General features: G+C 71.8%; 21 protein-coding genes. 11 read left to right on the top strand and 10 right to left on the bottom strand.

Annotated elements, in window-relative coordinates:
- The first annotated feature begins 95 nt into the window (after positions 1 to 95).
- Positions 96 to 2,162, top strand: coding sequence for a penicillin-binding protein 1C (pbpC, locus tag ASG40_RS00185; RefSeq protein ID WP_244480491.1), 2,067 nt, complete (start codon positions 96 to 98; stop codon positions 2,160 to 2,162).
- A 31-nt stretch (positions 2,163 to 2,193) separates the two neighbouring features.
- On the opposite strand, the gene recF is transcribed toward pbpC, so the two are convergent.
- Both recF and dnaN read right to left on the bottom strand, forming a co-directional pair.
- Entirely contained in the window at positions 2,194 to 3,390 is a 1,197-nt protein-coding gene (gene recF, locus ASG40_RS00180) for a DNA replication/repair protein RecF (protein ID WP_443136569.1), read from the bottom strand.
- Positions 3,387 to 4,508, bottom strand: a complete 1,122-nt coding sequence (gene dnaN / locus ASG40_RS00175; protein WP_055878633.1) for a DNA polymerase III subunit beta — start codon at positions 4,506 to 4,508, stop codon at positions 3,387 to 3,389. The genes recF and dnaN overlap by 4 nt, the downstream gene beginning before the upstream one ends.
- A gap of 267 nt (positions 4,509 to 4,775) precedes the next feature.
- Between dnaN and ASG40_RS00170 the strand changes: the two genes are divergently transcribed.
- Positions 4,776 to 5,174: a phage holin family protein gene (locus ASG40_RS00170; RefSeq protein WP_055878631.1), complete on the top strand. Its 399-nt coding sequence runs from the start codon at positions 4,776 to 4,778 to the stop codon at positions 5,172 to 5,174.
- Between the two features lie 6 nt (positions 5,175 to 5,180).
- On the opposite strand, the gene rsmD is transcribed toward ASG40_RS00170, so the two are convergent.
- From rsmD to ASG40_RS00155, 4 genes are all read right to left on the bottom strand, one after another.
- The gene (gene rsmD / locus ASG40_RS00165; protein ID WP_055878628.1) at positions 5,181 to 5,741 is read right to left on the bottom strand and encodes a 16S rRNA (guanine(966)-N(2))-methyltransferase RsmD; all 561 of its coding nucleotides are present in this window, start codon (positions 5,739 to 5,741) and stop codon (positions 5,181 to 5,183) included.
- Positions 5,738 to 7,912 carry a pseudouridine synthase gene (locus ASG40_RS00160; protein ID WP_082523824.1) on the bottom strand — a complete coding sequence of 725 codons (2,175 nt, stop codon included), beginning with the start codon at positions 7,910 to 7,912 and terminating at the stop codon, positions 5,738 to 5,740. Before ASG40_RS00160 ends, rsmD begins: the two co-directional genes overlap by 4 nt.
- A gap of 124 nt (positions 7,913 to 8,036) precedes the next feature.
- Positions 8,037 to 8,213, bottom strand: a complete 177-nt coding sequence (locus ASG40_RS20100) for a DUF1328 domain-containing protein (RefSeq protein ID WP_082494260.1) — start codon at positions 8,211 to 8,213, stop codon at positions 8,037 to 8,039.
- A gap of 114 nt (positions 8,214 to 8,327) precedes the next feature.
- The gene (locus tag ASG40_RS00155) at positions 8,328 to 8,531 is read right to left on the bottom strand and encodes a CsbD family protein (protein WP_055878625.1); all 204 of its coding nucleotides are present in this window, start codon (positions 8,529 to 8,531) and stop codon (positions 8,328 to 8,330) included.
- A 191-nt stretch (positions 8,532 to 8,722) separates the two neighbouring features.
- Between ASG40_RS00155 and ASG40_RS00150 the strand changes: the two genes are divergently transcribed.
- Positions 8,723 to 9,196 carry a nucleoside deaminase gene (locus ASG40_RS00150; RefSeq protein WP_055878621.1) on the top strand — a complete coding sequence of 158 codons (474 nt, stop codon included), beginning with the start codon at positions 8,723 to 8,725 and terminating at the stop codon, positions 9,194 to 9,196.
- Positions 9,197 to 9,233: 37 nt separating this feature from the next.
- Here the strand turns inward: ASG40_RS00150 and ASG40_RS00145 are convergent, their stop codons facing one another.
- Positions 9,234 to 10,703 (bottom strand): MFS transporter, encoded by a 1,470-nt coding sequence (locus ASG40_RS00145; RefSeq protein WP_055878618.1) that lies wholly within the window; start codon positions 10,701 to 10,703, stop codon positions 9,234 to 9,236.
- Positions 10,704 to 10,822: 119 nt separating this feature from the next.
- On the opposite strand from ASG40_RS00145, the gene ASG40_RS00140 reads away from it, so the two are divergent.
- Entirely contained in the window at positions 10,823 to 11,014 is a 192-nt protein-coding gene (locus tag ASG40_RS00140; protein WP_055878615.1) for a hypothetical protein, read from the top strand.
- Here ASG40_RS00140 and ASG40_RS00135 read toward each other — a convergent pair.
- Both ASG40_RS00135 and ASG40_RS00130 read right to left on the bottom strand, forming a co-directional pair.
- Positions 11,001 to 12,110 (bottom strand): ABC transporter permease, encoded by a 1,110-nt coding sequence (locus ASG40_RS00135; protein ID WP_055878613.1) that lies wholly within the window; start codon positions 12,108 to 12,110, stop codon positions 11,001 to 11,003. The two genes, ASG40_RS00140 and ASG40_RS00135, sit on opposite strands and share 14 nt — an antisense overlap.
- Complete coding sequence (locus tag ASG40_RS00130; RefSeq protein ID WP_055878610.1) at positions 12,107 to 13,030, bottom strand: ABC transporter permease; 924 nt, start codon at positions 13,028 to 13,030, stop codon at positions 12,107 to 12,109. The genes ASG40_RS00135 and ASG40_RS00130 overlap by 4 nt, the downstream gene beginning before the upstream one ends.
- A 471-nt stretch (positions 13,031 to 13,501) precedes the next feature.
- Between ASG40_RS00130 and rpsF the strand changes: the two genes are divergently transcribed.
- From rpsF to ASG40_RS00105, 5 genes are all read left to right on the top strand, one after another.
- Positions 13,502 to 13,984 (top strand): 30S ribosomal protein S6, encoded by a 483-nt coding sequence (gene rpsF, locus ASG40_RS00125; RefSeq protein ID WP_055878607.1) that lies wholly within the window; start codon positions 13,502 to 13,504, stop codon positions 13,982 to 13,984.
- 3 nt (positions 13,985 to 13,987) lie between these two features.
- Entirely contained in the window at positions 13,988 to 14,281 is a 294-nt protein-coding gene (gene rpsR / locus ASG40_RS00120; protein WP_055878603.1) for a 30S ribosomal protein S18, read from the top strand.
- 195 nt (positions 14,282 to 14,476) lie between these two features.
- Positions 14,477 to 15,514, top strand: a complete 1,038-nt coding sequence (locus ASG40_RS00115; RefSeq protein ID WP_055878598.1) for a DUF2232 domain-containing protein — start codon at positions 14,477 to 14,479, stop codon at positions 15,512 to 15,514.
- A 77-nt stretch (positions 15,515 to 15,591) separates the two neighbouring features.
- On the top strand, positions 15,592 to 16,155 hold the full coding sequence (rplI, locus tag ASG40_RS00110; protein ID WP_055878596.1) for a 50S ribosomal protein L9: 564 nt from the start codon (positions 15,592 to 15,594) through the stop codon (positions 16,153 to 16,155).
- A 286-nt stretch (positions 16,156 to 16,441) separates the two neighbouring features.
- Complete coding sequence (locus tag ASG40_RS00105; protein ID WP_055878593.1) at positions 16,442 to 17,929, top strand: replicative DNA helicase; 1,488 nt, start codon at positions 16,442 to 16,444, stop codon at positions 17,927 to 17,929.
- Between the two features lie 24 nt (positions 17,930 to 17,953).
- Here the strand turns inward: ASG40_RS00105 and ASG40_RS00100 are convergent, their stop codons facing one another.
- Positions 17,954 to 19,096: a hypothetical protein gene (locus tag ASG40_RS00100; protein WP_055878590.1), complete on the bottom strand. Its 1,143-nt coding sequence runs from the start codon at positions 19,094 to 19,096 to the stop codon at positions 17,954 to 17,956.
- Between the two features lie 201 nt (positions 19,097 to 19,297).
- On the opposite strand from ASG40_RS00100, the gene alr reads away from it, so the two are divergent.
- Together alr and radA are read left to right on the top strand one after the other, a co-directional pair.
- Entirely contained in the window at positions 19,298 to 20,389 is a 1,092-nt protein-coding gene (gene alr / locus ASG40_RS00095) for an alanine racemase (protein WP_082523822.1), read from the top strand.
- A gap of 34 nt (positions 20,390 to 20,423) precedes the next feature.
- A complete protein-coding gene (gene radA, locus ASG40_RS00090) occupies positions 20,424 to 21,851 on the top strand; it encodes a DNA repair protein RadA (RefSeq protein WP_055878586.1) in 1,428 nt (475 codons plus the stop codon).
- Positions 21,852 to 21,915 lie beyond the last annotated feature (64 nt).

Raw genomic sequence — 21,915 nt, 5'->3', positions numbered from 1 at the left:
TGGCACCGCAACCTTCCCCCGCCCCAGTCGGGCTTGCCCGACTCGGGCGATGGCGCGCGGATTTCGAGTCTGACTGAGATCTGATGCGGGGAGGGATGCGCCGCCTCCTCCACAGTCTGGCGCTGCTGGTCGTGGTCGCCACCATGGCGGCGGGTCTCGTCCTCTGGCGCTTCGTCGTCACCCTCCCGCCCCTCGACCTCACGCAAGCCGCGCAGCGCTCCACCGTCGTCCTCGACCGCGACGGGCGGTTGCTGCGCCCCTATGCCACCGCCGACGGACGCTGGCGGCTGCCGCTGACCGCCGCCGAGGTCGATCCGCGCATGCTCGCCATGCTGGTGGCCTACGAGGACAAGCGTTTTGCCGACCACCCCGGCCTCGACCCGGCGGCGACCCTGCGCGCGGCCTGGCAATGGCTCGTCGTCGGCCGCATCGTATCGGGGGGATCGACCCTGTCGATGCAGGTCGCCCGCCTCGTCGAGCCGCGACCCGAGCGGTCGCTGTCGGCCAAGCTCCGGCAGATGGTCCGCGCGGTGCAACTGGAGCGCCGACTCGGCAAGGCCGGCGTCCTCGACCTTTACCTCACGCTCGCCCCCTACGGCGGCCCGGTGGAGGGCCTGCGGGCGGCGAGCCTGGCCTATTTCGGCCGCGAGCCGGCGCGCCTGTCCTTCGCGGAGGCCGCCCTCCTGGTCGGCCTGCCGCAATCCCCCGAGACCCGCCGGCCCGACCGGTTCCCCGAACGCGCCGGCCGCGCCCGCGACCGCGTCCTCGACCGGGTCGCGGCCCAAGGGATCATCACGCCGGCCGAAGCACGGGCGGCCAAGGCCGAGCCGGTGCCCGCCGGCCGACGGCTGTTCCCGATGCTCGCGGCCCATGCCGCCGACGCGGCGCTCGCGGCCGAACCCGCCGCACCGGTGGTGCGCCTGACCCTCGACGGGCGCCTGCAGGCCAGCCTCGAAGCCCTGGCGACCGAGCGTGCCGCCGCGGTCGGACCGGGGATCTCGGCGGCGATTCTGGCCATCGACAACGCCACCGGCGCGGTGATCGCCCAGGTCGGCAGCCCCGGCTACACCGATGCCTCGCGCATGGGCGCCATCGACATGACGGGTGCCATCCGCTCGCCGGGGTCCGCCCTCAAGCCCTTCATCTACGCGCTCGCCTTCGAGGGGGGGATCGCCCATCCCGAGACGCTGCTCGAAGACCGGCCGGTGCGCTTTGCCGGTTCCTATGCCCCCGAGAACTTCGACCTCGGCTACCAGGGCGTGGTCACGGCCCGGCGCGCGCTGCAACTCTCCCTCAACGTGCCGGCGGTGGACCTGCTGGAGGCGGTGGGGGCGGCGCGCTTCGTCGCCCGCCTGCGCGCGGCGGGCGCGCGGATCGACCTGCCGCGCGACACCGCGCCCGGCCTGCCGGTGGCGCTCGGCGGTCTCGGCATCACGCTCGCCGATACCGCCCGGCTGTTCTCCGGGCTCGCCCGCGGCGGCGGCGTGCCGGCTCTCCTGCGCCGCCTCGGCGAGGTGCCGGGCCCCGAGACGCGGATCGCCGAGCCGGTGGCGGCTTCCTATGTCGCCGACATCCTGCGCGGGGCGCCGCCGCCGGAGAACGCCCTGCCCAACCGCATCGCCTACAAGACCGGCACCTCCTACGGTTATCGCGATGCCGTGGCGGTGGGGTTCGACCGGCGCGTGACGATCGCCGTCTGGGTCGGGCGGCCGGACGGCAACGCCGTGCCCGGCCTCGTCGGGCGCCTCGTGGCGGCACCGGTCCTGTTCGACGCCTTCTCCCGCTACGGCGGTGAGCCCGAGCCGGTGCCGCTCGCCCGCGAGGCGCTGGTGGCCAACACGCTGTCGCTGCCCCCGCCCCTGCGCCACATCCGCAGGGACGTGCCCAAGACCCTGGCGGCGAGCCAGGGCGCCGCCCTGCGCATCGCCTACCCGCCCGACGGGGCGCGGATCGACCTCGGCCTGGCGGAGGCCGCTGCCGCGCCGCTGGCCCTCAAGGCGCTGGGCGGGGTGCCGCCGCTGACCTGGATGGCCAACGGCCTGCCGGTGGCCGACAGCGCCCGGCGCCAATCCGCCTGGGTGCCCGACGGTACCGGCTTCGCCCGGATCTCGGTGATGGATGCCGCGGGCGCCAGCGACAGCGTCGTGGTGCGGTTGGAGTGACCCGGAGGAGCCCACACCCCGAACGGCCGCGTCAGGCTCCGCCCTGCACCACGCGCCCGTCCACCACCCGGATCACGTCCGCCCTGCCGTCGAGATCCGCGAACAGGGCGGGGTCCGCCCCCGTCATCCAGACCTGGCCCGGCAGGGCGTCGAGGGCGTCGAACAGGCCGGCGCGGCGGCGCGGGTCGAGGTGGGCGGCGACCTCGTCGAGGAGGACGACCGGCGCCAGGCCGCACATCGCCTGCACCAGCCGGGCATGGGCGAGTACGAGGCCGATCAGCAGGGCCTTCTGCTCGCCGGTGGAGGCGGTGGCGGCCGGCACGTCCTTGGGGCCGTGGCGGACGACGAGGTCGGTGGTCTGGGGGCCGTTGAGGGTGCGGCCGGCGGCCCTGTCACGCTGGCGACCCTGCCGGAGCGTCTGCCGGTAGCGATCCTCCGCCTCGATGGCCGGCCAGACGGCGACGAGGTCGTCCATGTCGCCCTCCAACCGCACGCCCGCCCAGGGGAAGGGCTGGCCGTCGTCGCGGCCCTCCGCGATCAGGCGGTCGAGGCGCTCGGCGGTCTCGCGGCGGGCCAGTGCCACGGCAACGGCGAGTTCGGCTACCTCCCGCTCGATCGCGTCGAGCCAGCGCCCGTCGTCCGGGCGCTCGTCGAGCAGGCGGTTGCGCGAGCGCAGGGCCCGTTCCAGGGCACCGACGCGGGCGCCGTGACTGGCATCGACCGCGAGCACCAGCCGGTCCAGGAAGCGGCGGCGGTCGCCGGCCGGCCCGCGGAACAGCCCGTCGAGGTCGGGGGTCAGCCAGACCACGCGCAGGAACTCGCTGAAGGCGATGGGGGATGGTACGCTTCCCCCGTCGACCCGGCACAGCCGGGTGGCGCGGGTGTCGAGCCCGGCGGGCTCGTAGCCGGTACCGACCCGGTGCTCGTCCTCGCCGCTCGTGAGACCCATTGAAACGGCGAAGCCGCCGGTACCGCCGGTGCGGGCCATGCCGGCGAACTCGGCCCGGCGCAGGCCGCGGCCGGGCGAGAACAGCGAGATCGCCTCCAAGAGGTTGGTCTTGCCCGCACCGTTCTCACCGACCAGCGCCACGAAGCGGCGGTTCAGCCCAAGTTCGAGGTCGGCGTGGTTGCGAAAGTCCCGGCAGGTCAGCCGGGTGAGCCGAAGCTGCCCGCCCTGGTCTGTCGGTCGATCCTGGTCCGGCGCGATGGGCGGCTGGCTCCCCCTCACACCCGCATCGGCATCAGAACGTAGAGGGCGGCCGCGCCCTCGCGGTCCTGGATCAGGGTCGGCGAGCCGGGATCGGCGAGCTTGAACAGGGCGGTGTCGCCTTCGAGCTGGCCCGTGATGTCGAGGAGGTAGCGGGCGTTGAAGCCGATATCGAGGGCCCCGGCCTCGTAGTCCACGTCGAGCTCCTCCGTGGCGCTGCCCGAGTCCGGGTTGTTGACGGACAGCGCCAGGCGCCCCTCCTGCACGCTGAGCTTCACCGCCCGCCCGCGCTCGGAGGAGATCGTCGAGACGCGGTCGACCGCGCGGGCGAAGGGCTCGCGCTCCACGGTGAGGAACTTGTCGTTCCCGGCCGGGATCACTCGCTGGTAGTCGGGGAAGGTGCCGTCGATGAGCTTGGAGATCAGCACCACGCCGCTGGCGAAGCGGAAGCGGATCTTGGCCGGCGACAGGTCGATCTCGACGCCCTCGCCGCCGTCCTCCACGAGCTTGATGATCTCGGCCACGGCCTTTCGCGGCACGATGATGCCGGGCATGCCGCGGCTGCCCTCCGGCGCATCGATCTCGACCCGCGCCAGGCGGTGGCCGTCGGTGGCCACGGCGCGCATCTTGAGCGCACCGTCGACGTCGAGGGTGTGGAGGTAGATGCCGTTCAGGTAGTAGCGCGTCTCCTCCGTCGAGATCGCGAACTGCGTCTTCTCGATCAGGCGCTTGAGGTCGGAGGCCGCCAGGGCGAAGCCGTGCGGGAGCTCGCCCGCCGCGAGGTCGGGGAAGTCGCCCTCGGGCAGGGCGCCGAGCGAGAAGCGCGAACGGCCCGAGCGGATGGTCATCTGCCCGGTCTCGCCGCTCGTCTCCAGGGAGACCTGAGCGCCGTCGGGCAGCTTGCGGACGATGTCGTAGATGACGTGGGCGGGAACCGTGGTGGCGCCGGGATCGGCGACGTCCGCGGCGATCGTTTCCGTGACCTCGATGTCGAGGTCGGTCGCCTTGAGTTGCAGGCCCTCGGGGCCGCTGCGCAGGAGCACGTTCGAGAGGATCGGAATCGTGTTGCGGCGTTCCACCACCCGGTGGACGTGGCCGAGCGACCGAAGCAGGGCCGCACGCTCGACTGTGACTCTCATCTCGAAAACTCGTGGTCTTTGAAAAAAAGCTCGCCGCAGCCGCGAGGGCCCGAGGACGGGGCCTCAACTTGGCGAAGCGACCCCCGGAAGGCAAGGGCGGGACAGGCCCCGGTCTTCGCCGCCCGCGCCCACGGCGCGCGTCCTTGCACAGGCTTGTGGCAGACGGGTCCGGGATGGCGACGGCCCGGGAACGGCGGCGCCCGGGTTTCGTTGAGCGAGCGTGGCCGCAATTCGGGCGGTGGGTGACGGGCGAGGGTGGGACGGATCATGGCGGAGCGGCCCTCGGAGTCCCTTCCTGCCCTCCTCGGGCAGGCGCTGCGCCTGGGCGCCGAGCATCTGCGTCAGACCCTGGCCTTGGCGCAGATCGAGACCACGGGGAACATCCGCGCCATCCTCGGACTCGTCACCCTCCTGGGCACGGCCGTCCTCCTGGTGATCGTCAGCTTCTTCCTGGTCCTCGCCGCCGTGGTGAAGGGGCTCGCCGTCCTCGTCGGGTCGGAGCCGCTGGCGGCGGTCATCGTCGCCGGTCCCTTCCTGCTGGCCTCGCTCGTCCTGCTGTGGCTCGGCCTGCGCCGCATGGCGCTCGACAACCTGGAACCGCGACGGACCGAACGGCAACTGGCCGCCGACGCCCGCGTGGTGCTGGGCACCGACGCGCCCCGTTAAGGCCCGTCAGCCTGTCGCGAACCGGACGATTGCGATCGCCGTCTCGCCATAGAGGCGCCGTTCGAGTTCCGTGAAGCCGGCCGGCAGTCCGACCAAGGCGCTGGCGGCCTCCTCCACCACCACGAGGGCGCCCGGCGCCAGCCAGCCGCCCTCGGCCGCCGACGCCAGGGCCGCAGGGGCGAGGTCGCGGCCGTAGGGCGGATCGCAAAAGGCGAGCGAGAACGTGCCGCTGGTGCCCACCGGTCCGAGCTTGGTCGCGTCGCGCCGGAACAAGCGTGTCACGCCTTCAGCCCCGAACGCCTCGATGTTGTCGCGGATCAGGCCGCGCGCCTCGGCGCCGTCGTCGACCAGCAGGGCGTAGGCGGCTCCGCGTGACAGAGCCTCGAAGCTGAGTGCCCCGGTGCCGGCGAACAGGTCGAGCACCCGCGCGCCTGTGACGGGGTCGTCGTAGGCATGCATCAGGACGTTGAAGACGGCTTCGCGCAGGCGATCCGACGTGGGACGGATCGCATCGGTCTTCGGGGTCGCGAGCCGGCGCCCGCGATGGGCGCCGCCGACGATCCTCACCGCGAACCACCGCGCGGCGGACGACCCGCCCCGCCGCCGGGACGGCCACCCGGCTTGGCGCCTCCGGGCTTGGCCCCGAAGCCTCCGGGCTTGGCCCCGAAACCTCCGGGCTTGGCTCCCCCGGGCCTGGCGCCGAAGCCGCCCGGCTTGGCCCCGCCGGCCTTGAAGCCCCCCGGCTTGCCGCCGGCCTTGAAGCCGCCGCGGTCCCCGCCCGGTCGCTCGCCGCCCGCCTTGAATCCACCGGTCTTGAAACCACCGGGCTTGGCGCCGGCACCCTTGTAGCCGCCGCGATCGCCGCCACCGGGACGGTCGCCATGGTCCCTGGCGCCGTCGCGGTCACCCGAGGGTGCGAAGCTGCGGGGACGCTCGCCGGCCGGCGGGCCGCGGCGTTCGCCACGCTCCCCGCCGCGATCCTGGCGGGGGGCGCCCGGCGCACCGTCGCGGCCGAACGGCCGTGGTCCGGCATCGCGGCGGGGCGGACGTGCGTCGCCCTCCGGTCGGCCGGCGCTTCGGGGCTGGTCGTCCCGCCGCGGTGGGCGGGCGTCGCCCTCGAAGCGGCGGGCGGGACGGTCGTCGCGGTCGTCCCGCCGGAACGCCGGCTTGGGCGTGAACGCCCGCGGCGCGCGGGCCGGCTCGTGACCGTCGGTTCGCGCGCGCTGCGGGCGGGCATCGCCCTCCGGCGCATCCCGGCGCGCACCACGGTCGCGGCGATGCGGCTCGGGCGCGGCTTCCTGGGGCGTCGCCTTCAGGCGCTCCACCAGCACCCGGCGCTCGCCGGTCTGGATGGCGCCGACGCGCTCGCGACCGCGGGCGGCCGCCGTCTCGCGCTCGACCTTCGGGTCCGCGCCACGGCGGGGAACCTTGACGCGGCGGGGGGCGTCCTGCGCCGATGCCTCCTCCTCGGAGCGCCAGACCGAGCGGCGCGGCCCGGCACCGGAGCCTCCGGTGGGAACCCTGGCGGGAGCGGTGGGGCCGCGGACCGGGCGGTCGCCGCCACGGGAGGGCGCGCGCTCGCCGTAGGATCGCGCCGGGCGCGGTGCCTCGTCGTCGGACTGGCGCCGTTCGGCGCCCCGGGCGGCCGAGGCCGAACGGGCGGGCTGCTTGGCCTGCGGCTTGGGCGATCCGAACGGAGCGATCGGCTCGCGCACCGGGCTCGCGAAATCGACGCCGGCCTGTTCGGACAGCGCCGGGCCGAGCTGCTCCTTGAGGACCTTGGTCTTGATCTCCTCGACGAGGCCAACTTCGAGGTCGCCGAGTTGGAACGGCCCGAACGACAGCCGGATCAGCCGGTTCACGGCCAGCCCGAGGTGTTCGAGGATGCGCTTGACCTCTCGGTTCTTGCCCTCGCGCAGGCCCAGCGTGATCCAGAGGTTGTCGCCCGACGAGCGGTCGAGCACGGCATCGACCGGGCCGTAGTCCATGCCGTCGATGGTGACGCCCTTGCGCAGCTTGTCGAGTTCGGCCTGGCTGGTGTCGCCATGGGCCCGCACCCGGTAGCGCCGCAGCCAGCCGGTGTCGGGATGCGCGATCACCTTGGCGAGGCCGCCGTCGTTGGTGAGCAGCAGCAGCCCTTCGGTGTTGATGTCGAGCCGGCCGATCGCCACCACCCGCGGCAGGTCCTCGGGCAGCGATTCGAACACGGTCTGGCGACCTTCCGGGTCGCGGGCCGTGGTGACGAGGCCGCGCGGCTTGTGGAAGATCCAGAGCCGGGTGCGCTCGCGGATCGGCAGCGGCTCGCCGTCGACGGTGATGACGTCCGCATCGGTGACGTTGATCGCCGGCGAGTCGAGCACCCGGCCGTTCAGGCTGACGCGGCCTTGCTCGATCATGGCCTCGACGTCGCGGCGGGAGGCGATGCCGGCCCGTGCGACCACCTTGGCGATGCGGTCACCCTCCGGCGTCGGCTCGTCGGAGGCGGCCGGCTTGGGCTTGGGCGCCGGCTCGGTCCGGCGCCGCAGGGGCGCGTCGCCGCCGCGGGCGGGGGCTGCGGCCTTGCGGGGCTTGGGCTTCTCCTCGGCCGAATCGCCGGGCACGCCGGCATCGGTGGTCGGGGCCCAAGGCGCCGTCGCGGCTTCGCGGCCAGCGTCTTCGCGCTCGACCGCCGGAGGCGTCGTGGTGGGATCGCGCGTGTCGTCGGACCCGCCCGTCGTATCGTCTGTGTCGTCGCTCATCCCCGCCCCATAACAGAGAGGGTTCACGGTTGCGAGATGGCCACGACGCGACGAACGGCCGAGCCGGACGAGAAAAAGGCGGCCGAAGCCGCCTCTGTCCCACTCCGTCGGCCGAAGACCGACACTAGATCCTGGGCGAGCGCCCGCGGATGACGCCGAACACCGCCGAGATCAGGAACAGCGCGATCGCCACGAAGAAGACGATCTTGGCGGCCTCCATCGCAGTGCCGGCGATACCACCGAAGCCGAGGAGTGCCGCGACGAGCGCGACGACGAGGAAGGTGACTGCCCAACCGATCATGGTGTTCTCCGTCCGGTTCGTGCCGTCGCTGACGAACGGCGCTGCGATGATCCGAGGATCAGGATGCCCGGCTCAGGGCATGGGGCCGTCCGAGCCGGGCTGTTCGAGGTACGATCAGATCTTGTTCTTGACCGCGTCGGCTGCGTTCTTGACGCCGTCCTTGGCGTCGCCGACCGTCTTCTGGGTCTCGCCCTTGATTTCCTGGGCCTTGCCCTCGGCCTTCAGCTTGTCGTTATCGGTGACGTCGCCGATGCCCTGCTTGACGTTGCCGACGGCTTCGTTGGCGAGACCTTTGATCTTGTCGGTGGTGCTGCTCATGATGCGCTCCTCAACTGTCGTTGGCGGGCCCTCGTCCTAGTCGACGTCTGTCGTCGAAGACTTGGCCGCGTCGTCGGGTCAACCCAGTCGGGCCGGCAATGTTCCGACCATTAACATTGCCTGTCGCAGATCGATGGCCGGTTCGGCCGGCGGGTTTGCCCGGAAACCGACCGGGGCTTAGGAACGTGCCCGTGAGCGATCCGATCCCTTTTTCCTCCGGCAACGATCCGTTCGACCTGGCCTTCGCGGCCGCCCGCGCGGCCGCCGATGCCGGCGAGGTGCCGGTGGGTGCCGTCGTGCTGCGCGGCGGCACGGTGCTGGCCGTGGCGGGCAACCGGCCCCGCGCCCTGGCCGATCCCACCGCCCATGCCGAGATCCTGGCGATCCGCGCGGCCTGCGCCGCCGTCGGCGACGAGCGGCTGGTGGGTTGCGACCTCTACGTGACCCTGGAGCCGTGCCCGATGTGCGCGGGCGCGATCTCGCTGGCGCGCATCCGCCGGCTCTACTTCTCGGCGTCCGACCCCAAGGGCGGCGGCGTCGAGCACGGGCCGCGGGTGTTCAACCAGCCGACCTGCCACCACGCGCCGGAGGTCTACGGCGGTTTTCGCGAGGCCGAGGGCGCGGCGTTGCTGCGAACCTTCTTCGCGCACAGGCGCGACCGCTGAGGCGGGACGGCGGGCCGCCCGGCCCCGGCGGCGCGGATCAGGCCGCCGCCAGCGGCTTGGAGACCTCCTCCAGGGACTTGCCCTCGGCGGCCGTGCCCCAGATGCCCCCGACGATGGCCGCGAACAGCATCAGCGCCGCGCCGATGCCGTAGCCGATTAGCACGTTGTCGCGCGAACCGGTCTCCACCAGGGCGCCGAACAGCAGCGGGCCCGAGACGCCGCCGATGCCGGTGCCCAGCGCATAGAACACCGCGATGGCCAGGGCCCGGATTTCCAGCGGGAAGGTCTCGGCCACGGTGAGATAGGCCGCGCTGGCGGCGGCCGAGGCGAAGAAGAACACCACCATCCAGGCCGCGGTCTGGCCGACCGGCCCGAACACCTCGATCTTGAAGAGGTAGCCGGTGACGGCGAGCAACACCGCCGAGATGCCGTAGGTGAAGGCGATCATCTGCCGCCGCCCGATCGTGTCGAACAGGCGCCCCAGCAGCACCGGCCCGAGGAAGGAGCCGAGGGCGAAGGGCAGCAGGTACCAGCCGACGTGCTCGCCGGGCACGCCGTAGAACCGCTGCAGCACCAGCGCGTAGGTGAAGAACAGGGCGTTGTAGAAGAACGCCTGCGCGATCATCAGGGCGAGGCCGACCAGGGTCTGCTTGCGGTGGCCCACCAGCATGGTGCCGAACACCTCCGACAGGGGCGTGTGGCTGCGGGTCTTGATCTTGTAGCGCTTGGCCTCGTCGATCGGGGGCAGGGTGTGGCCCTCGTCGGTGAAGCGCTTCTCGATGCCCGACACCACCCGGTCGGCCTCGGCGATGTAGCCGTGGGTGGCGAGCCAGCGCGGGCTCTCGGGAATCCACGACCGCAGGAGAAGGATGGCGAGTCCGACGCCGCCGCCGATGAAGAAGGCGACGCGCCAGCCCCAGTTCGGGTCGATCACGTCGGCGCGCAGCAGCACGATCGACAGGACGGAGCCGCCCGCCGCACCGATCCAGAACGAGCCGTTGATGACGAGGTCGGTCCAGCCGCGCACGCGGGCCGGCACCAGCTCCTGGATGGTGGAATTGATGGCGGTGTACTCGCCGCCGATGCCGGCGCCGGTGAGGAAGCGGAAGATGCAGAAGCTGTAGATGTCCCACGACAGGCCAGTGGCGGCGGTGGCCACGAGGTAGAGGGCGAGGGTGATGAAGAACAGCTTCTTGCGCCCGATCCGGTCGGTGAGCCAGCCGAAGCCGAGCGCCCCGGTGACGGCGCCGATGAGGTAGGAGCTGGCCGCGAGCCCGACGTCGAACTCGGTGAAGCTCATCGGCTCCTTGCGTAGCGCGCCCACCAGCGAACCGGCCAGCGTCACCTCGAGGCCGTCGAGCACCCAGGTGATCCCGAGCGCCACGATGACGAGGACGTGGAACCTGCCCCAGGGCAGCCGGTCGAGACGGGCCGAGACGTCGGTGTCGATCACCGTCCCCATCGGGACGCGCTCCGGGCTCGCCGCCGTTTCAACCCTGGTCGCCATCGACACCTCGTTAACGCTGCTGTGAGAGACGGGTGGAGAAGTCGAGGCGAATCGCTTTCGTTCCGCTTTTGCCTTTACCGGTCCGGCTCATGCTGGCGGCGTCCCCACGGGTCCGCCCCATGCCGCGTCCACGCTCCTCCGAAATCCTGTTCGTCGTCGTCCTGGCCGCTCTCTTCACCGCCGCGTTCAGGGGCGGCGAGGCGAAGCCGCCGCCCGACGATCCCGCCGCGACGGGCGCCACCGCCGTGTCGGGAAACACCGACGGCCGCGTCGTGCGGATCGTCTACCAGCCCCTGGTCACACCGCGCTGAGGTCGCGCAGGCGCGGATCGAGGGCGTCGGACAGGGCGTCGCCGATCAGGTTGAGCGAGACCAGCGTCGCGACCAGGAAGGCGGCCGGACCGGCCAGCATCCAGGGCGCCGTCTCGAGGGAGCGGGCACCGTCGGCGACGAGGGCTCCCCAACTCGTCTCGGGCTCCTGGACCCCGAGCCCGAGGAACGAGAGGAAGCTCTCCAGCAGGATCACCCGCGGCACCAGCGAGGTCGCGGCCACTACCACGACCCCCAGGGTGTTGGGGACGACGTGGCGGGCGAGGATCGCGGCGCGCGACCGCCCGAGCGCCTCGGCGGCGCGCACGAAGTCGCGGTGGCGCAGGGCTCGGGTCTGGGCGCGCACCAGCCGGGCCATGTCGAGCCATTCCACCGCCGCGATCGCCGCCAGGATGAGCACGAGGTTCGCCCGGAAGAACACCAGCAGGACGATCACGAAGAACACGAACGGCAGCGCGTAGAGGATGTCGACGATCCGCATCATCACCGCATCGAGCGTGCCGCCGGAAAACCCCGCCACGGCGCCGTAGGCGACGCCCACGAGGAGCGCGACGGCGGTGGCGACGAGGCCGATCAGTAGCGAGACCCGGCCGGCGACCAGGCTGCGGGTGAGGATGTCGCGCCCGAGCGCATCGGTGCCCAGGAGGAAGTGGAGCCGGCGCACGGGGACCGAGACGACGAGGCCGCGCCCGTCCTCCGCGCGCGACAGGACGACGGGCGTACCGAACAGGTCCGAGCGCGGCAGCGCGGTCAGCACGCGCGGGTCGATCGGCCGGTCGGCGGCGAGCGTCAGGCGCACCGTGCCCGGTTCCCGCACCACGGCCTCGAGGCGCACGCGCATGCGGAAGGCGAGGCGTGCGAGGATGTCCGGAAGGTCGTCGCCGCGCGGGTGTGCCGCCGGCCCGGGCGCCACCCGCACGAGGTCGGGGTAGATCCGCCCCGGCGCGTGGCCGGTGAGGAGCGGGCCGACGAGGCAGGCCAGGGCCACGGCGGTCAGCACCGCCAGCGCCGCGACGGCGACGGGCCGGCGCAGGAGGCGCCCGGCCGCCAGCCGCCCAAGGGACCCGCCCGCCGTCATCGCATCGACCGCGTGCGCGGGTCGAGCATGGCCGCGGCGATGTCGCCGACGAGGTTGAGGACCATCACGAAGACCGCCACCAGCACCACCGTGCCCATCACCAGCGTGTAGTCGCGGTTGAGCGCGCCGTCGACGAAGTAGCGGCCGATGCCGGGCAGGCCGAAGATCGTCTCGACCACCACCGACCCCGTCAGCAGCGCCGCCGCGGTGGGGCCGAGGGTGGCCACCACCGGGATCAGGGCGGCGCGCAGCGCGTGGCGGGCGATGCGCGCCGGCGACAGGCCCATGGCGCGCTGGGTGCGCACGTGCGGCGCGTTGAGGGTCTCGACCAGGGCGGAGCGGACGATGCGGGCGATCGCCCCGGCCTGGGGCAGCGCCAGGGTGATCGCCGGCAGGACGAGATGGCTCGGTGCGCCACCCTCCCAGCCGCCCACCGGCAGCCAGGCCAGCCCGAGCCCGAACACGATCTGCAGGAGCGGCGCCACCACGAACCCGGGAACCGACAGGCCGGTGCCGGCCATGAGACCCACGGCCCGGTCCCAACCGCTGCCGCGCCGCAAGGCGGCCAGCGACCCGAGGCCGAGGCCGGCGCAGACCGCGAGCGCCAGCGCCAGCGCGCCCAGGGTCATCGACACCGGCAGGCCGCGGGCGAACAGTTCCGCCACGGTGAGGTCGCGGAACGAGAACGAGGGCCCGAGGTCGCCCCGCAGCAGCGCCGCGCAATAGCGCAGGAACTGGACCGCCAGCGGCTGGTCGAGCCCGTAGGTGCGCGACAGGTTCTCCATCGCCGCGCGGGGGAGGGGGCGTTCGAGGTCGAACGGACCGCCGGGCGCCAGGCGCATCAGGAAGAAGCTGCCCGCCACCACGAGGAACAGGGTCGGGACCGCCTGGACGAGCCGGTGCAGGACGAGGCCGATCACCGGGCCCGTCGCCCCAAATGGATCGCGCCGGCCCGTCGCCGCCCCGTTGGCTCGCGCCGGACCCTCACGTCATCGCTCTCCGTCGCCGCCGCCCGCGATGATGACGCCACGGCCGGACCCGCGCAAACACCATCCGTGCGCAAACACCATCCGCGCACAAGCACCCTTCGAACGCGTCCCGCCGCGCGTCTGCCCTGCCAGAACTTGCCTTTCCGTTCGAACCCGTCTATCCGCCCGTCTCGCGTTCGCTCCGGCTGGGGGCTGAACGGACGGTGTCGGCTTGCCGGCAGCAGGGGGTGGTTCCGAACCGGAGTCGTTCCCGTCGTCCCGTGTCTCCGCCTTCGATCAACCGCTCGGGCCTCCATTACGGCTCGAAGGGCTTGGCGCCGGGTGAACGTGTGAGCCGGCCCGACGCGTCTTCCAGCACTTCTGGTGCCGTCGGGTCCCTATGGACATGAAGGGCCCGTTACAATGCCTCTTTACGAACACGTCTTCCTGGCGCGCCAGGACGTGACATCCCAGCAGGTCGAGACCATGATCGAGACCTACAAGGGCGTCATCGAAGCCAATGGCGGTACGGTCGAGAAGATCGAGATGTGGGGCGTCAAGTCCCTCGCCTACCGCATCAAGAAGAACCGCAAGGCGCATTTCACCCTCCTGAACATCGACGCCCCCCCGGCGGCGCTGACGGAGATGGAGCGCCAGATGCAGATCTCCGAAGACGTGCTGCGGTTCATGACCGTGCGCGTCGAGGCCCTCGAGGCCGAGCCTTCTGCGATGATGCAGAAGCGCGATCGCGACGATCGCAAGGACCGCGAGCGCGGCCGTCGTCGTGACGACGAGGGCTTCGGTGGCGGTGGTGGTGGATTCGGTGGCGACCGCGATCGGGGTGATCGCGGCGACCGTGGCGATCGTGGCGACCGGCCCGAGCGCAGCTTCGGCGGGGAGGCTTAAGTCATGGCATTCGGTGCTGGACCTGGTGCGGCCCCTGCGGCCGGTGGTGCTGCTGCTGGCGGAGCCGGCGGCGGACGTCGTCCGTTCTTCCGTCGTCGCAAGACTTGCCCTTTCTCGGGCGTGAACGCGCCCAAGATCGACTACAAGGACGTCAAGCTGCTCTCCCGCTACGTTTCGGAGCGCGGCAAGATCGTGCCGTCGCGCATCACCGCGGTGTCGGCCAAGAAGCAGCGCGAGCTCGCCCAGGCGATCAAGCGCGCCCGCTTCCTCGGCTTCCTCCCCTACGTGATCAAATAGTTGGCTGCCCTGGCCCGGCTTCGCCGAGCCAGGGCGTCCGCCGCACGCGCGGCGGTGCTTAGTCACGCTTGCGCCGCATAGGGGCGGCGAGGGGTTTTTCGTACCGGCGTTCATGGTGGAACGCCGGGAGTCGTTGGGGCGACGCGGTTCGCCTCTAACCCTGCCCCATCCGGGACAGCGGGACAGCGGGATTCAATGAAACAGTCACTCGGTATCGGCATCGGCGCGGGCCTCGTCTCGGCACTCCTGTTCGGCGTGCTCCTGAAGGCGACGGCCCTCTCCATCCTGCTCTATCTGCTGGCCCCGCTGCCGATCCTCATCGTCGGGCTCGGCTGGAGCCACAAGGCCGCCCTGGCCGCCGCCGTCTCGGGCAGCCTGGCGCTCGCCCTCGTGATCGCGCCGTTCCTCGGCCTCGGGTTCCTGGCCTATCTCGCCCTGCCGGCTTGGTGGCTCGCCTATCTGACGCTGCTCGGCCGTCCCGGCGCCGACGGCACCATGGAATGGTATCCCACCGGGCGCCTTTTGGCCTGGACGGCGAGCACGGCGGCCCTGGCTTTCGTCGCCATCGCGGTGATCGCGTCGCCGAACTACGAGACCTTCCAGAACCAGCTGCGCGGGATGACCCGCACCCTCGTGAAGACGCGCGGCGACGCGCGCATCACGCCGGCCCCGGCCCCGGCCGCACCCGGTTCGTCCGAGACCCAGGATCGCTCCGCTCCGGCGCAGGATGCTCCCGCCACCCCGGCCACGGACGGGACGACGCCGATCACCGTCTCGGCCGACGAGGTCGCCGATGCGCTGGCGGCGATCGCGCCGGGGCTGGCCGCGCAGGGACTGGCGCTGCTGCTGACTTTCTACCTCTGGGCCGCGGCCCGGATCGTCCAGATCTCGGGGCGCCTGCCGCGGCCGTGGCCCGACCTACCCGCCACGGCGATGCCGCGCCGTGTCCTGATCCTCCTCGGGGCGGGGGCCGTCCTGGCGCTGATGCCGGGCTACTTCGGTGTCCTCGGGATCGCGCTGGCGGGGGCCCTGAGTGCCGCCTTCGCCCTGCAGGGGCTCGCCGCCTTCCACGACCGCAGCCGCGGCCGCAAGGGCCGGGGGGCGCTCCTGATCGGCCTCTACATGATCCTGTTCGTGACCCAGGGCGTCGCCTTCGTGGCGCTGACCCTGTTCGGCGTCGCCGATTCCGCGCTCAACCTCCGCCGTCCCAAGGAAGGCGCGGGCCCGACCTGAGACACCCCGCTCAAACCCCGCCGCTCCGGCACCGGACGGCGGCCCATCTCCCACCCACCAGACAAGGACAAAAGACCATGGAAGTGATCCTCCTCGAGCGCGTGGCCAAGCTCGGCCAGATGGGCGAGACCGTCAACGTCAAGCCCGGCTACGCCCGCAACTTCCTCCTGGCCCGCGGCAAGGCCCTGCGCGCCACCTCCAACAACAAGAAGCACTTCGAGACCCAGCGCGCTCAGCTCGAGGCCCGCAACCTCGAGCGCAAGTCCGAGGCCCAGGGCGTCGCCGAGACCCTCGAGGGCAAGAGCTTCGTGCTGATCCGCCAGTCCGGCGAGACCGGCGTGCTCTACGGCTCGGTCTCCACCCGCGATCTCGCCGAAGTCGTCACCGCCGAGGGCTTCACCGTCGGGCGCGACCAGTTCGCCCTGAATGCGCCGATCAAGACGCTGGGCCTCCATGTCGTCCCGGTGGTGCTGCACCCCGAGGTCGAAGTGACGGTGACCGTCAACGTCGCCCGTTCGCCGGAAGAGGCCGAGCGTCAGGCGCGTGGCGAATCGACCACCGAGCGAGAGGCCTTCAACCTCGACGACCTCGGCCTCGAGGTCGGCGCGGCGCTCGCCGAGGCCGGCGACGACCGCGAGTAGGTCCCCCTCGCCCCGGTGGACAACGGGGACGGTCGGCCTTCGGGCTTGACACGTTCCGCATTTGTTCCAGCATGGACGCCCGCCGGTTCGAAGGAGCCGGCGGGCGTTCCTGCGTTCGATCCTATCCCGATCCCTCATCCTGAGGTGACCGGGCCGGAGACGCGAGGCGCGTGTCGCGCCCATCGGCTAAGGATCGGCTAACCATGCCGGGGCCATGGTCTTCGGGTAGCGACGATGCGCGGCGGCGACCGCGCGGTTTTGACGAGTTGGAGCGTCGAGTCAGCCCATGGCCCTGCCCAATGCCCTGACGGCCAACCTCCAGGCGGTCACCCAGGAATTCCGCGTCGCGCCCCACAACATCGATGCGGAGCAGGCGCTGCTCGGCGCCATCCTCGTCAACAACGACGCCTACTACCGGATCTCGGACTTCCTCCTGCCCGAGCACTTCATGGAGGACGTGCACCGCAAGATCTTCGAGGTGGCGACTTCCCTGATCAAGGCGGGCAAGCTCGCGACCCCGATCACGCTCAAGACCTATCTCGGCGATGCGGATCTCGGCGGCCAGACGGTGATGCAGTACCTCGCCCGCCTCGCGGCCGAGGCGACGACGGTCATCAACGCCGGCGACTACGGCCGCACCATCTACGATCTCGCCATCCGCCGCCGGCTCATCACCATCGGCGAGGATCTCGTCAACGGGGCCTACGAGGCGCCGGTGGAATCCTCGCCCCGCGACCAGATCGAGGGCACCGAGCGCCGGCTCTACGAACTCGCCGAATCGGGCAAGTACGACGGCGGCTTCCAGAAGTTCTCCGACGCGCTCACCACCGCCGTCGACATGGCGGCCAAGGCCTACCAGCGCGAAGGCAAGCTCTCCGGCATCGCCACCGGCCTCACCGACCTCGACGCCAAGATGGGCGGCCTGCAATCGTCGGATCTCATCATCCTCGCCGGACGCCCGGCGATGGGCAAGACCTCGCTCGTCACCAACATCGCCTTCAACATCGCCAAGGCCTACCAGGGCGAGAAGCAGCCCGACGGCCGCATCGAGACCAAGAACGGCGGCATCGTCGGGTTCTTCTCGCTGGAAATGTCGGCCGAGCAGCTCGCCACCCGCATCATCGCCGAGCAGTCGGGCGTGCCTTCCTACAAGATCCGCCGCGGCGACATCCGCCCGGAGGACTTCTACAAGATCACCGACGCCGCCCGGGACATGCAGTCGATCCCGTTCTACATCGACCAGACCGGCGGCATCTCGATCGCCCAGCTCGCCGCCCGCGCGCGCCGCCTCAAGCGCCAGAAGGGCCTCGACGTGCTCATCGTCGACTACCTGCAACTGCTTTCGGGCTCGGGCAAGCGCAGCGACAACCGCGTGCAGGAGATGACCGAGATCACCACCGGCATGAAGGCGCTCGCCAAGGAGCTCTCGGTGCCGATCATCGCCCTGTCGCAGCTTTCGCGCCAGGTGGAGAACCGCGACGACAAGCGCCCGCAGCTCTCGGACCTGCGCGAATCCGGCTCCATCGAGCAGGACGCCGACGTGGTGATGTTCGTGTTCCGCGAGGAATATTACGTCAACAACAAGAAGCCTCGCGAGGGCACCGAGGAGTTCTTCGCCTGGGAGGCGGAGATGAACCGCGTCCACGGCAAGGCCGAGGTGATCCTGGGCAAGCAGCGCCACGGCCCCACCGGCACGGTGGAACTGCAGTTCGACGCCAACATCACCCGGTTCTCGAACCTGGCGGCCGAGGACCGGACGCCGGCGCGGATGTAGGACGCCGCCGCGCCCGGCCTGCCCTCAGCGGCCGAGCAATCGTTTGAGGAACGAGCCCTCGACCGGAACCGTCGGCGTCCCGGCCGGGGCGGGGATCGGGCCTCGGCGAAGCTCCCATCCCCAGGACCAGACATGCTGGCCAGGCTCGCCGACGATGCCGAGGCCCGCGCACGGGCGCTCTCCGTCCACGGGCGCGACACGGCCGGCGGCCCAGACCCGCTGCCAGCAGTCCCGCAGGCCGAGGTCCGCATCGCACCAGCCCAGGCGCTCGGTTCCCATCACGGCGAGGATGCGTGCGGCCGAAAAGTCCGCCGGGATCCAGACCCAGGCGGAGAAGACGTAGACCGTGCGGGGATCGAAGGCGCGGATGTCGAGGAGCGTCGTGTAGGAGTTCAACACCTCACCGGGCAGTCCGGTGTCGTGGCGCCGGGCCGGGCGGGCCAGCCTCGTCGGGCGGGCGAGGGGCCCTGCGGGCGCGGGACGCAAGCCATGGTGAGCCGCATAGGCGGCGTCGCAGAGCCCGATCCACGATTCGAGGTCGGTCTCGTAGTTGCGCTCCGGTTGCGAGATCCGTCTGACCGTGCCCTCCAGCAGCCGCCCCGAGGTACGGCGGAGGCCCGGCTCGCCCTCGGTGACGCGCAGCACCGTCGAGGGTCCGTGCCGCCAGATCGCTTGCGCCAGGGCCATGAAGGCGGCATCGTCCTCGCCCTGCTGCGGCTTGCGGACGAGGATCTTCTCGCCGGTTGCGAGGTCGCTCAGGAGCGCCCGCTTGAGGTGGGCCACCTTGCCGTACTGCCGCTCGAGGAAGGCGCTCCTGTCGACCGCGTCGGCATGCGTCTGGGTGTTGTACCAGAAATTGTAGCATCCGCTCCTGCAGTAATAGGTTCCGCTCTCGGTCTCTTCGAGGCTCAGGTCGCCCGGCGCGCCATACTTGTCCAGGTTGTCGGCGATCGCGTGCGTGAGCGGTTCCACATCCGCATAGGCGAACCGGAACAGCCCGGAGGGCTCGGCACCGCAATAGCGCTGCACGAACCCGAACTCGCAGTTTCCGCCGAGGCTGCGGAAGGCCGCGATCCGGTCGGAGACGCCGAGACCGCCCAGAACCCCGGTGGTCGGCCCCTGGCGCGAGGGACGCAGTCGACGCTTGCCGCCGAGCTTCACGATCATGGTCTCTCCTCGCCCGCCCCGTTTCGGACCGCTCGGGGGCGGGATAGACCACCCGGGCCATGCCGGTCACCCGGCCGCATGCCGGCGGTTTTCGCGAGCGGTGTGGCCGCATCGGGCCGCGATCGTGCATAGGTAGGGCGAGGACGCGGGCCGGTTCCCGGCCTCGCCCGCGCCGGCAACCGCCGGTGGCTGTGTCGTTGGATGGAGGATGTCATCGGATCGGTTGATGCGGCCTCGATCGGCCATGGTGCCCGCCTCACGATCGACCTTTCCGCCATCGTCGAGAACTGGCGCCGGCTCGGTGCGCAAGCGCCCCACATCCCCTGCGCCGCTGTGGTGAAGGCCGACGCCTACGGCTGCGGCCTCGCCGCCGTCGCCCCGGCCCTGTGGCGGGCCGGTTGCCGCACTTTCTTCGTGGCGCACCTGAGCGAGGGCATCGCGGCCCGCGCGCTCCTGCCGGAGGCGGCCATCTACATCCTCAACGGGCTCCTGCCCGGAACCGGCGAGGCCCTGATCGCCAACGCCCTGCGGCCGGTGCTCGGATCGCGGGAGGAACTCGCCGAATGGGCCGGTCGCGGGCCGGCGGCGCTGCATGTGGACACCGGCATGAGCCGGCTCGGCCTGTCGGTGCCCGAGGCCCTGGCGCTCGCGGGCGATTCCCTCGTGACGGGGGCGGGACTCGACCTCCTGATGAGCCACCTCGTCAGCGCCGAATCGCCCGGCGAGACGGTCAACGCCCGCCAGGTCGCGGATTTCATGCGGGTGCGGGCGGCCTATCCGTGGCTCCCGGCCTCGCTCGCCAATTCCTCCGGCTGCTTTCTCGGGGACGGCGTTCCCAACGATCTCCTGCGGCCGGGCTACGCCCTGTTCGGCGGCAACCCCATGCCGGGATCGCCAAGCCCCATGCGCCCCGTGGTGCGCCTGGAGGCGGCCATCGCCCAGGTCCGCACCGTCGAGGCGGGGGAGAGTGCGGGCTACAACGCCCGCTGGACCGCGCCGTCCCGGCGCCGGCTCGCCACCCTCTCGATCGGCTATGCCGACGGCTATCCCCGCGCGGCGAGCGGGCGCGGCCATGCCCTCGTGGGCGGTGTCGCCTGTCCCATCGCCGGGCTGATCTCGATGGACCTCATCATCCTCGACGTCACCGATGCGCCGGCCGCCCGCCGCGGCGAGCCGGCGGTGCTGATCGGCGACGGCCTCGACGTCGATACCGTCGGGCAGGCGGCGGGCACCATCGGCTACGAAATCCTGACGGGCCTGGGTTCACGCTATGTTCGCCATTATGTAGAATAACGGGGCGGAGCGCCGCGCCCGACCCGGAAGCAGAATGGCCAAGATCCACCAGACCTTCGTCTGCCAGTCCTGCGGGGCGGTCTACAACCGCTGGCGCGGGCGCTGCGAGGCCTGCAACGGCTGGAACTGCATCGCCGAGGAGACGGGGGCGAGCGGCCCGCAGGCCGGCCCGGTGGCGACGCGTCCGGGCCGGGCACGCGGCCGGGTGTTTCCCCTCGAAGGGCTGACCGGCGAGGCCAAGCAGGCGCCGCGCATCCCCTCCGGCATCGCCGAGCTCGACCGGGTCACCGGAGGCGGCTTCGTGCGCGGCTCGGTGATCCTGCTCGGCGGCGATCCCGGCATCGGCAAGTCGACGCTCCTGATGCAGGCCACCGCCGCCATGGCCGGCACCGGCGAACGCGTCGTCTACATCTCCGGCGAGGAGGCGGTGGCGCAGGTGCGCCTGCGGGCGGAGCGCCTGGGCCTCGCCGGCCGGCCGGTGGAGCTGGCCGCCGAGACCAACGTCGAGGACATCGTCGAGACGCTGTCGCAGGGGCGCCCGCCGGCGCTCGCCATCATCGATTCGATCCAGACCATGTGGACCGAGACGGTGGAATCGGCGCCCGGCACGGTCACGCAGGTGCGCGGCTCGGCCCAGAGCCTGATCCGCTTCGCCAAGACCACGGGCACGGCGGTGATCCTGGTGGGCCACGTCACCAAGGACGGCCAGATCGCCGGCCCGCGCGTGGTCGAGCACATGGTCGATTGCGTCGCCTCCTTCGAGGGCGACCAGGGCCATCATTTCCGCATCCTGCGCGCCGTGAAGAATCGCTTCGGCCCCACCGACGAGATCGGGGTGTTCGAGATGACCGACATGGGGCTGGCCGAGGTGCCCAACCCCTCCGCCCTGTTCCTGGCCGGGCGCGACCATGCCGCGCCGGGCACGGCGGTCTTCGCCGGAATGGAGGGGACGCGGCCGCTGCTCGTGGAGATCCAGGCGCTCGTCGCCCCGTCCTCCCTCGGCACGCCGCGCCGCGCCGTGGTGGGGTGGGACCCCAACCGCCTGTCGATGGTGCTGGCGGTGCTCGAGGCCCATGGCGGCATCCGGCTCGGCACCCACGACGTCTACCTCAACGTCGCCGGCGGCCTGCGCATCACCGAGCCGGCGGCCGACCTCGCGGTCGCCGCGGCACTGGTCTCGTCGCTGTCGGGCGCGGCGCTGCCGCCGGAGACCGTCTATTTCGGCGAGATCGGATTGTCCGGGGCGATCCGCCCCGTGGCGCAGGCGCCGGCCCGGATCAAGGAGGCGGTGAAGCTCGGGTTCGCCAAGGCCGTGACACCGCAGAACCGGGGGGAGGGCGGCGACGGCGCCCTCCAGACCGAGGCCCTGCGCCACATCGCCGACCTCGTCGCCGGCATCGCCAGCGGCGCGCCCCGGCGCGGCAAGGGCGGGCGTGGGCGGGATGACTACGACGACGACTGACCCTCAGCGATCGCTCGACCACGACCCTCCCGCGCGCGTTTCGCGGCGGAGGGTGACGGGCCTG

The sequence above is a fragment of the Methylobacterium sp. Leaf399 genome (assembly GCF_001424525.1).
Classification (GTDB): domain Bacteria; phylum Pseudomonadota; class Alphaproteobacteria; order Rhizobiales; family Beijerinckiaceae; genus Methylobacterium.
Note: the sequence above shows the minus strand (reverse complement) of the source record. Positions and strands in the feature narration are given on the sequence as shown.

Bases quoted from the DNA above. Each gene is read 5' to 3' on its own strand.
- alr (WP_082523822.1), top strand. From the start codon at position 19,298: ATGGAGGATGTCATCGGATCGGTTGATGCGGCCTCGATCGGCCATGGT.
- ASG40_RS00100 (WP_055878590.1), bottom strand. From the start codon at position 19,096: ATGATCGTGAAGCTCGGCGGCAAGCGTCGACTGCGTCCCTCGCGCCAG.
- pbpC (WP_244480491.1), top strand. From the start codon at position 96: ATGCGCCGCCTCCTCCACAGTCTGGCGCTGCTGGTCGTGGTCGCCACC.
- ASG40_RS20100 (WP_082494260.1), bottom strand. From the start codon at position 8,213: ATGATCGGTTGGGCAGTCACCTTCCTCGTCGTCGCGCTCGTCGCGGCA.
- rpsR (WP_055878603.1), top strand. From the start codon at position 13,988: ATGGCATTCGGTGCTGGACCTGGTGCGGCCCCTGCGGCCGGTGGTGCT.
- ASG40_RS00140 (WP_055878615.1), top strand. From the start codon at position 10,823: ATGCCGCGTCCACGCTCCTCCGAAATCCTGTTCGTCGTCGTCCTGGCC.
- rpsF (WP_055878607.1), top strand. From the start codon at position 13,502: ATGCCTCTTTACGAACACGTCTTCCTGGCGCGCCAGGACGTGACATCC.
- dnaN (WP_055878633.1), bottom strand. From the start codon at position 4,508: ATGAGAGTCACAGTCGAGCGTGCGGCCCTGCTTCGGTCGCTCGGCCAC.
- ASG40_RS00155 (WP_055878625.1), bottom strand. From the start codon at position 8,531: ATGAGCAGCACCACCGACAAGATCAAAGGTCTCGCCAACGAAGCCGTC.
- rplI (WP_055878596.1), top strand. From the start codon at position 15,592: ATGGAAGTGATCCTCCTCGAGCGCGTGGCCAAGCTCGGCCAGATGGGC.
- radA (WP_055878586.1), top strand. From the start codon at position 20,424: ATGGCCAAGATCCACCAGACCTTCGTCTGCCAGTCCTGCGGGGCGGTC.
- ASG40_RS00135 (WP_055878613.1), bottom strand. From the start codon at position 12,110: ATGACGGCGGGCGGGTCCCTTGGGCGGCTGGCGGCCGGGCGCCTCCTG.
- ASG40_RS00160 (WP_082523824.1), bottom strand. From the start codon at position 7,912: ATGAGCGACGACACAGACGATACGACGGGCGGGTCCGACGACACGCGC.
- ASG40_RS00105 (WP_055878593.1), top strand. From the start codon at position 16,442: ATGGCCCTGCCCAATGCCCTGACGGCCAACCTCCAGGCGGTCACCCAG.
- ASG40_RS00145 (WP_055878618.1), bottom strand. From the start codon at position 10,703: ATGGCGACCAGGGTTGAAACGGCGGCGAGCCCGGAGCGCGTCCCGATG.
- ASG40_RS00115 (WP_055878598.1), top strand. From the start codon at position 14,477: ATGAAACAGTCACTCGGTATCGGCATCGGCGCGGGCCTCGTCTCGGCA.
- ASG40_RS00170 (WP_055878631.1), top strand. From the start codon at position 4,776: ATGGCGGAGCGGCCCTCGGAGTCCCTTCCTGCCCTCCTCGGGCAGGCG.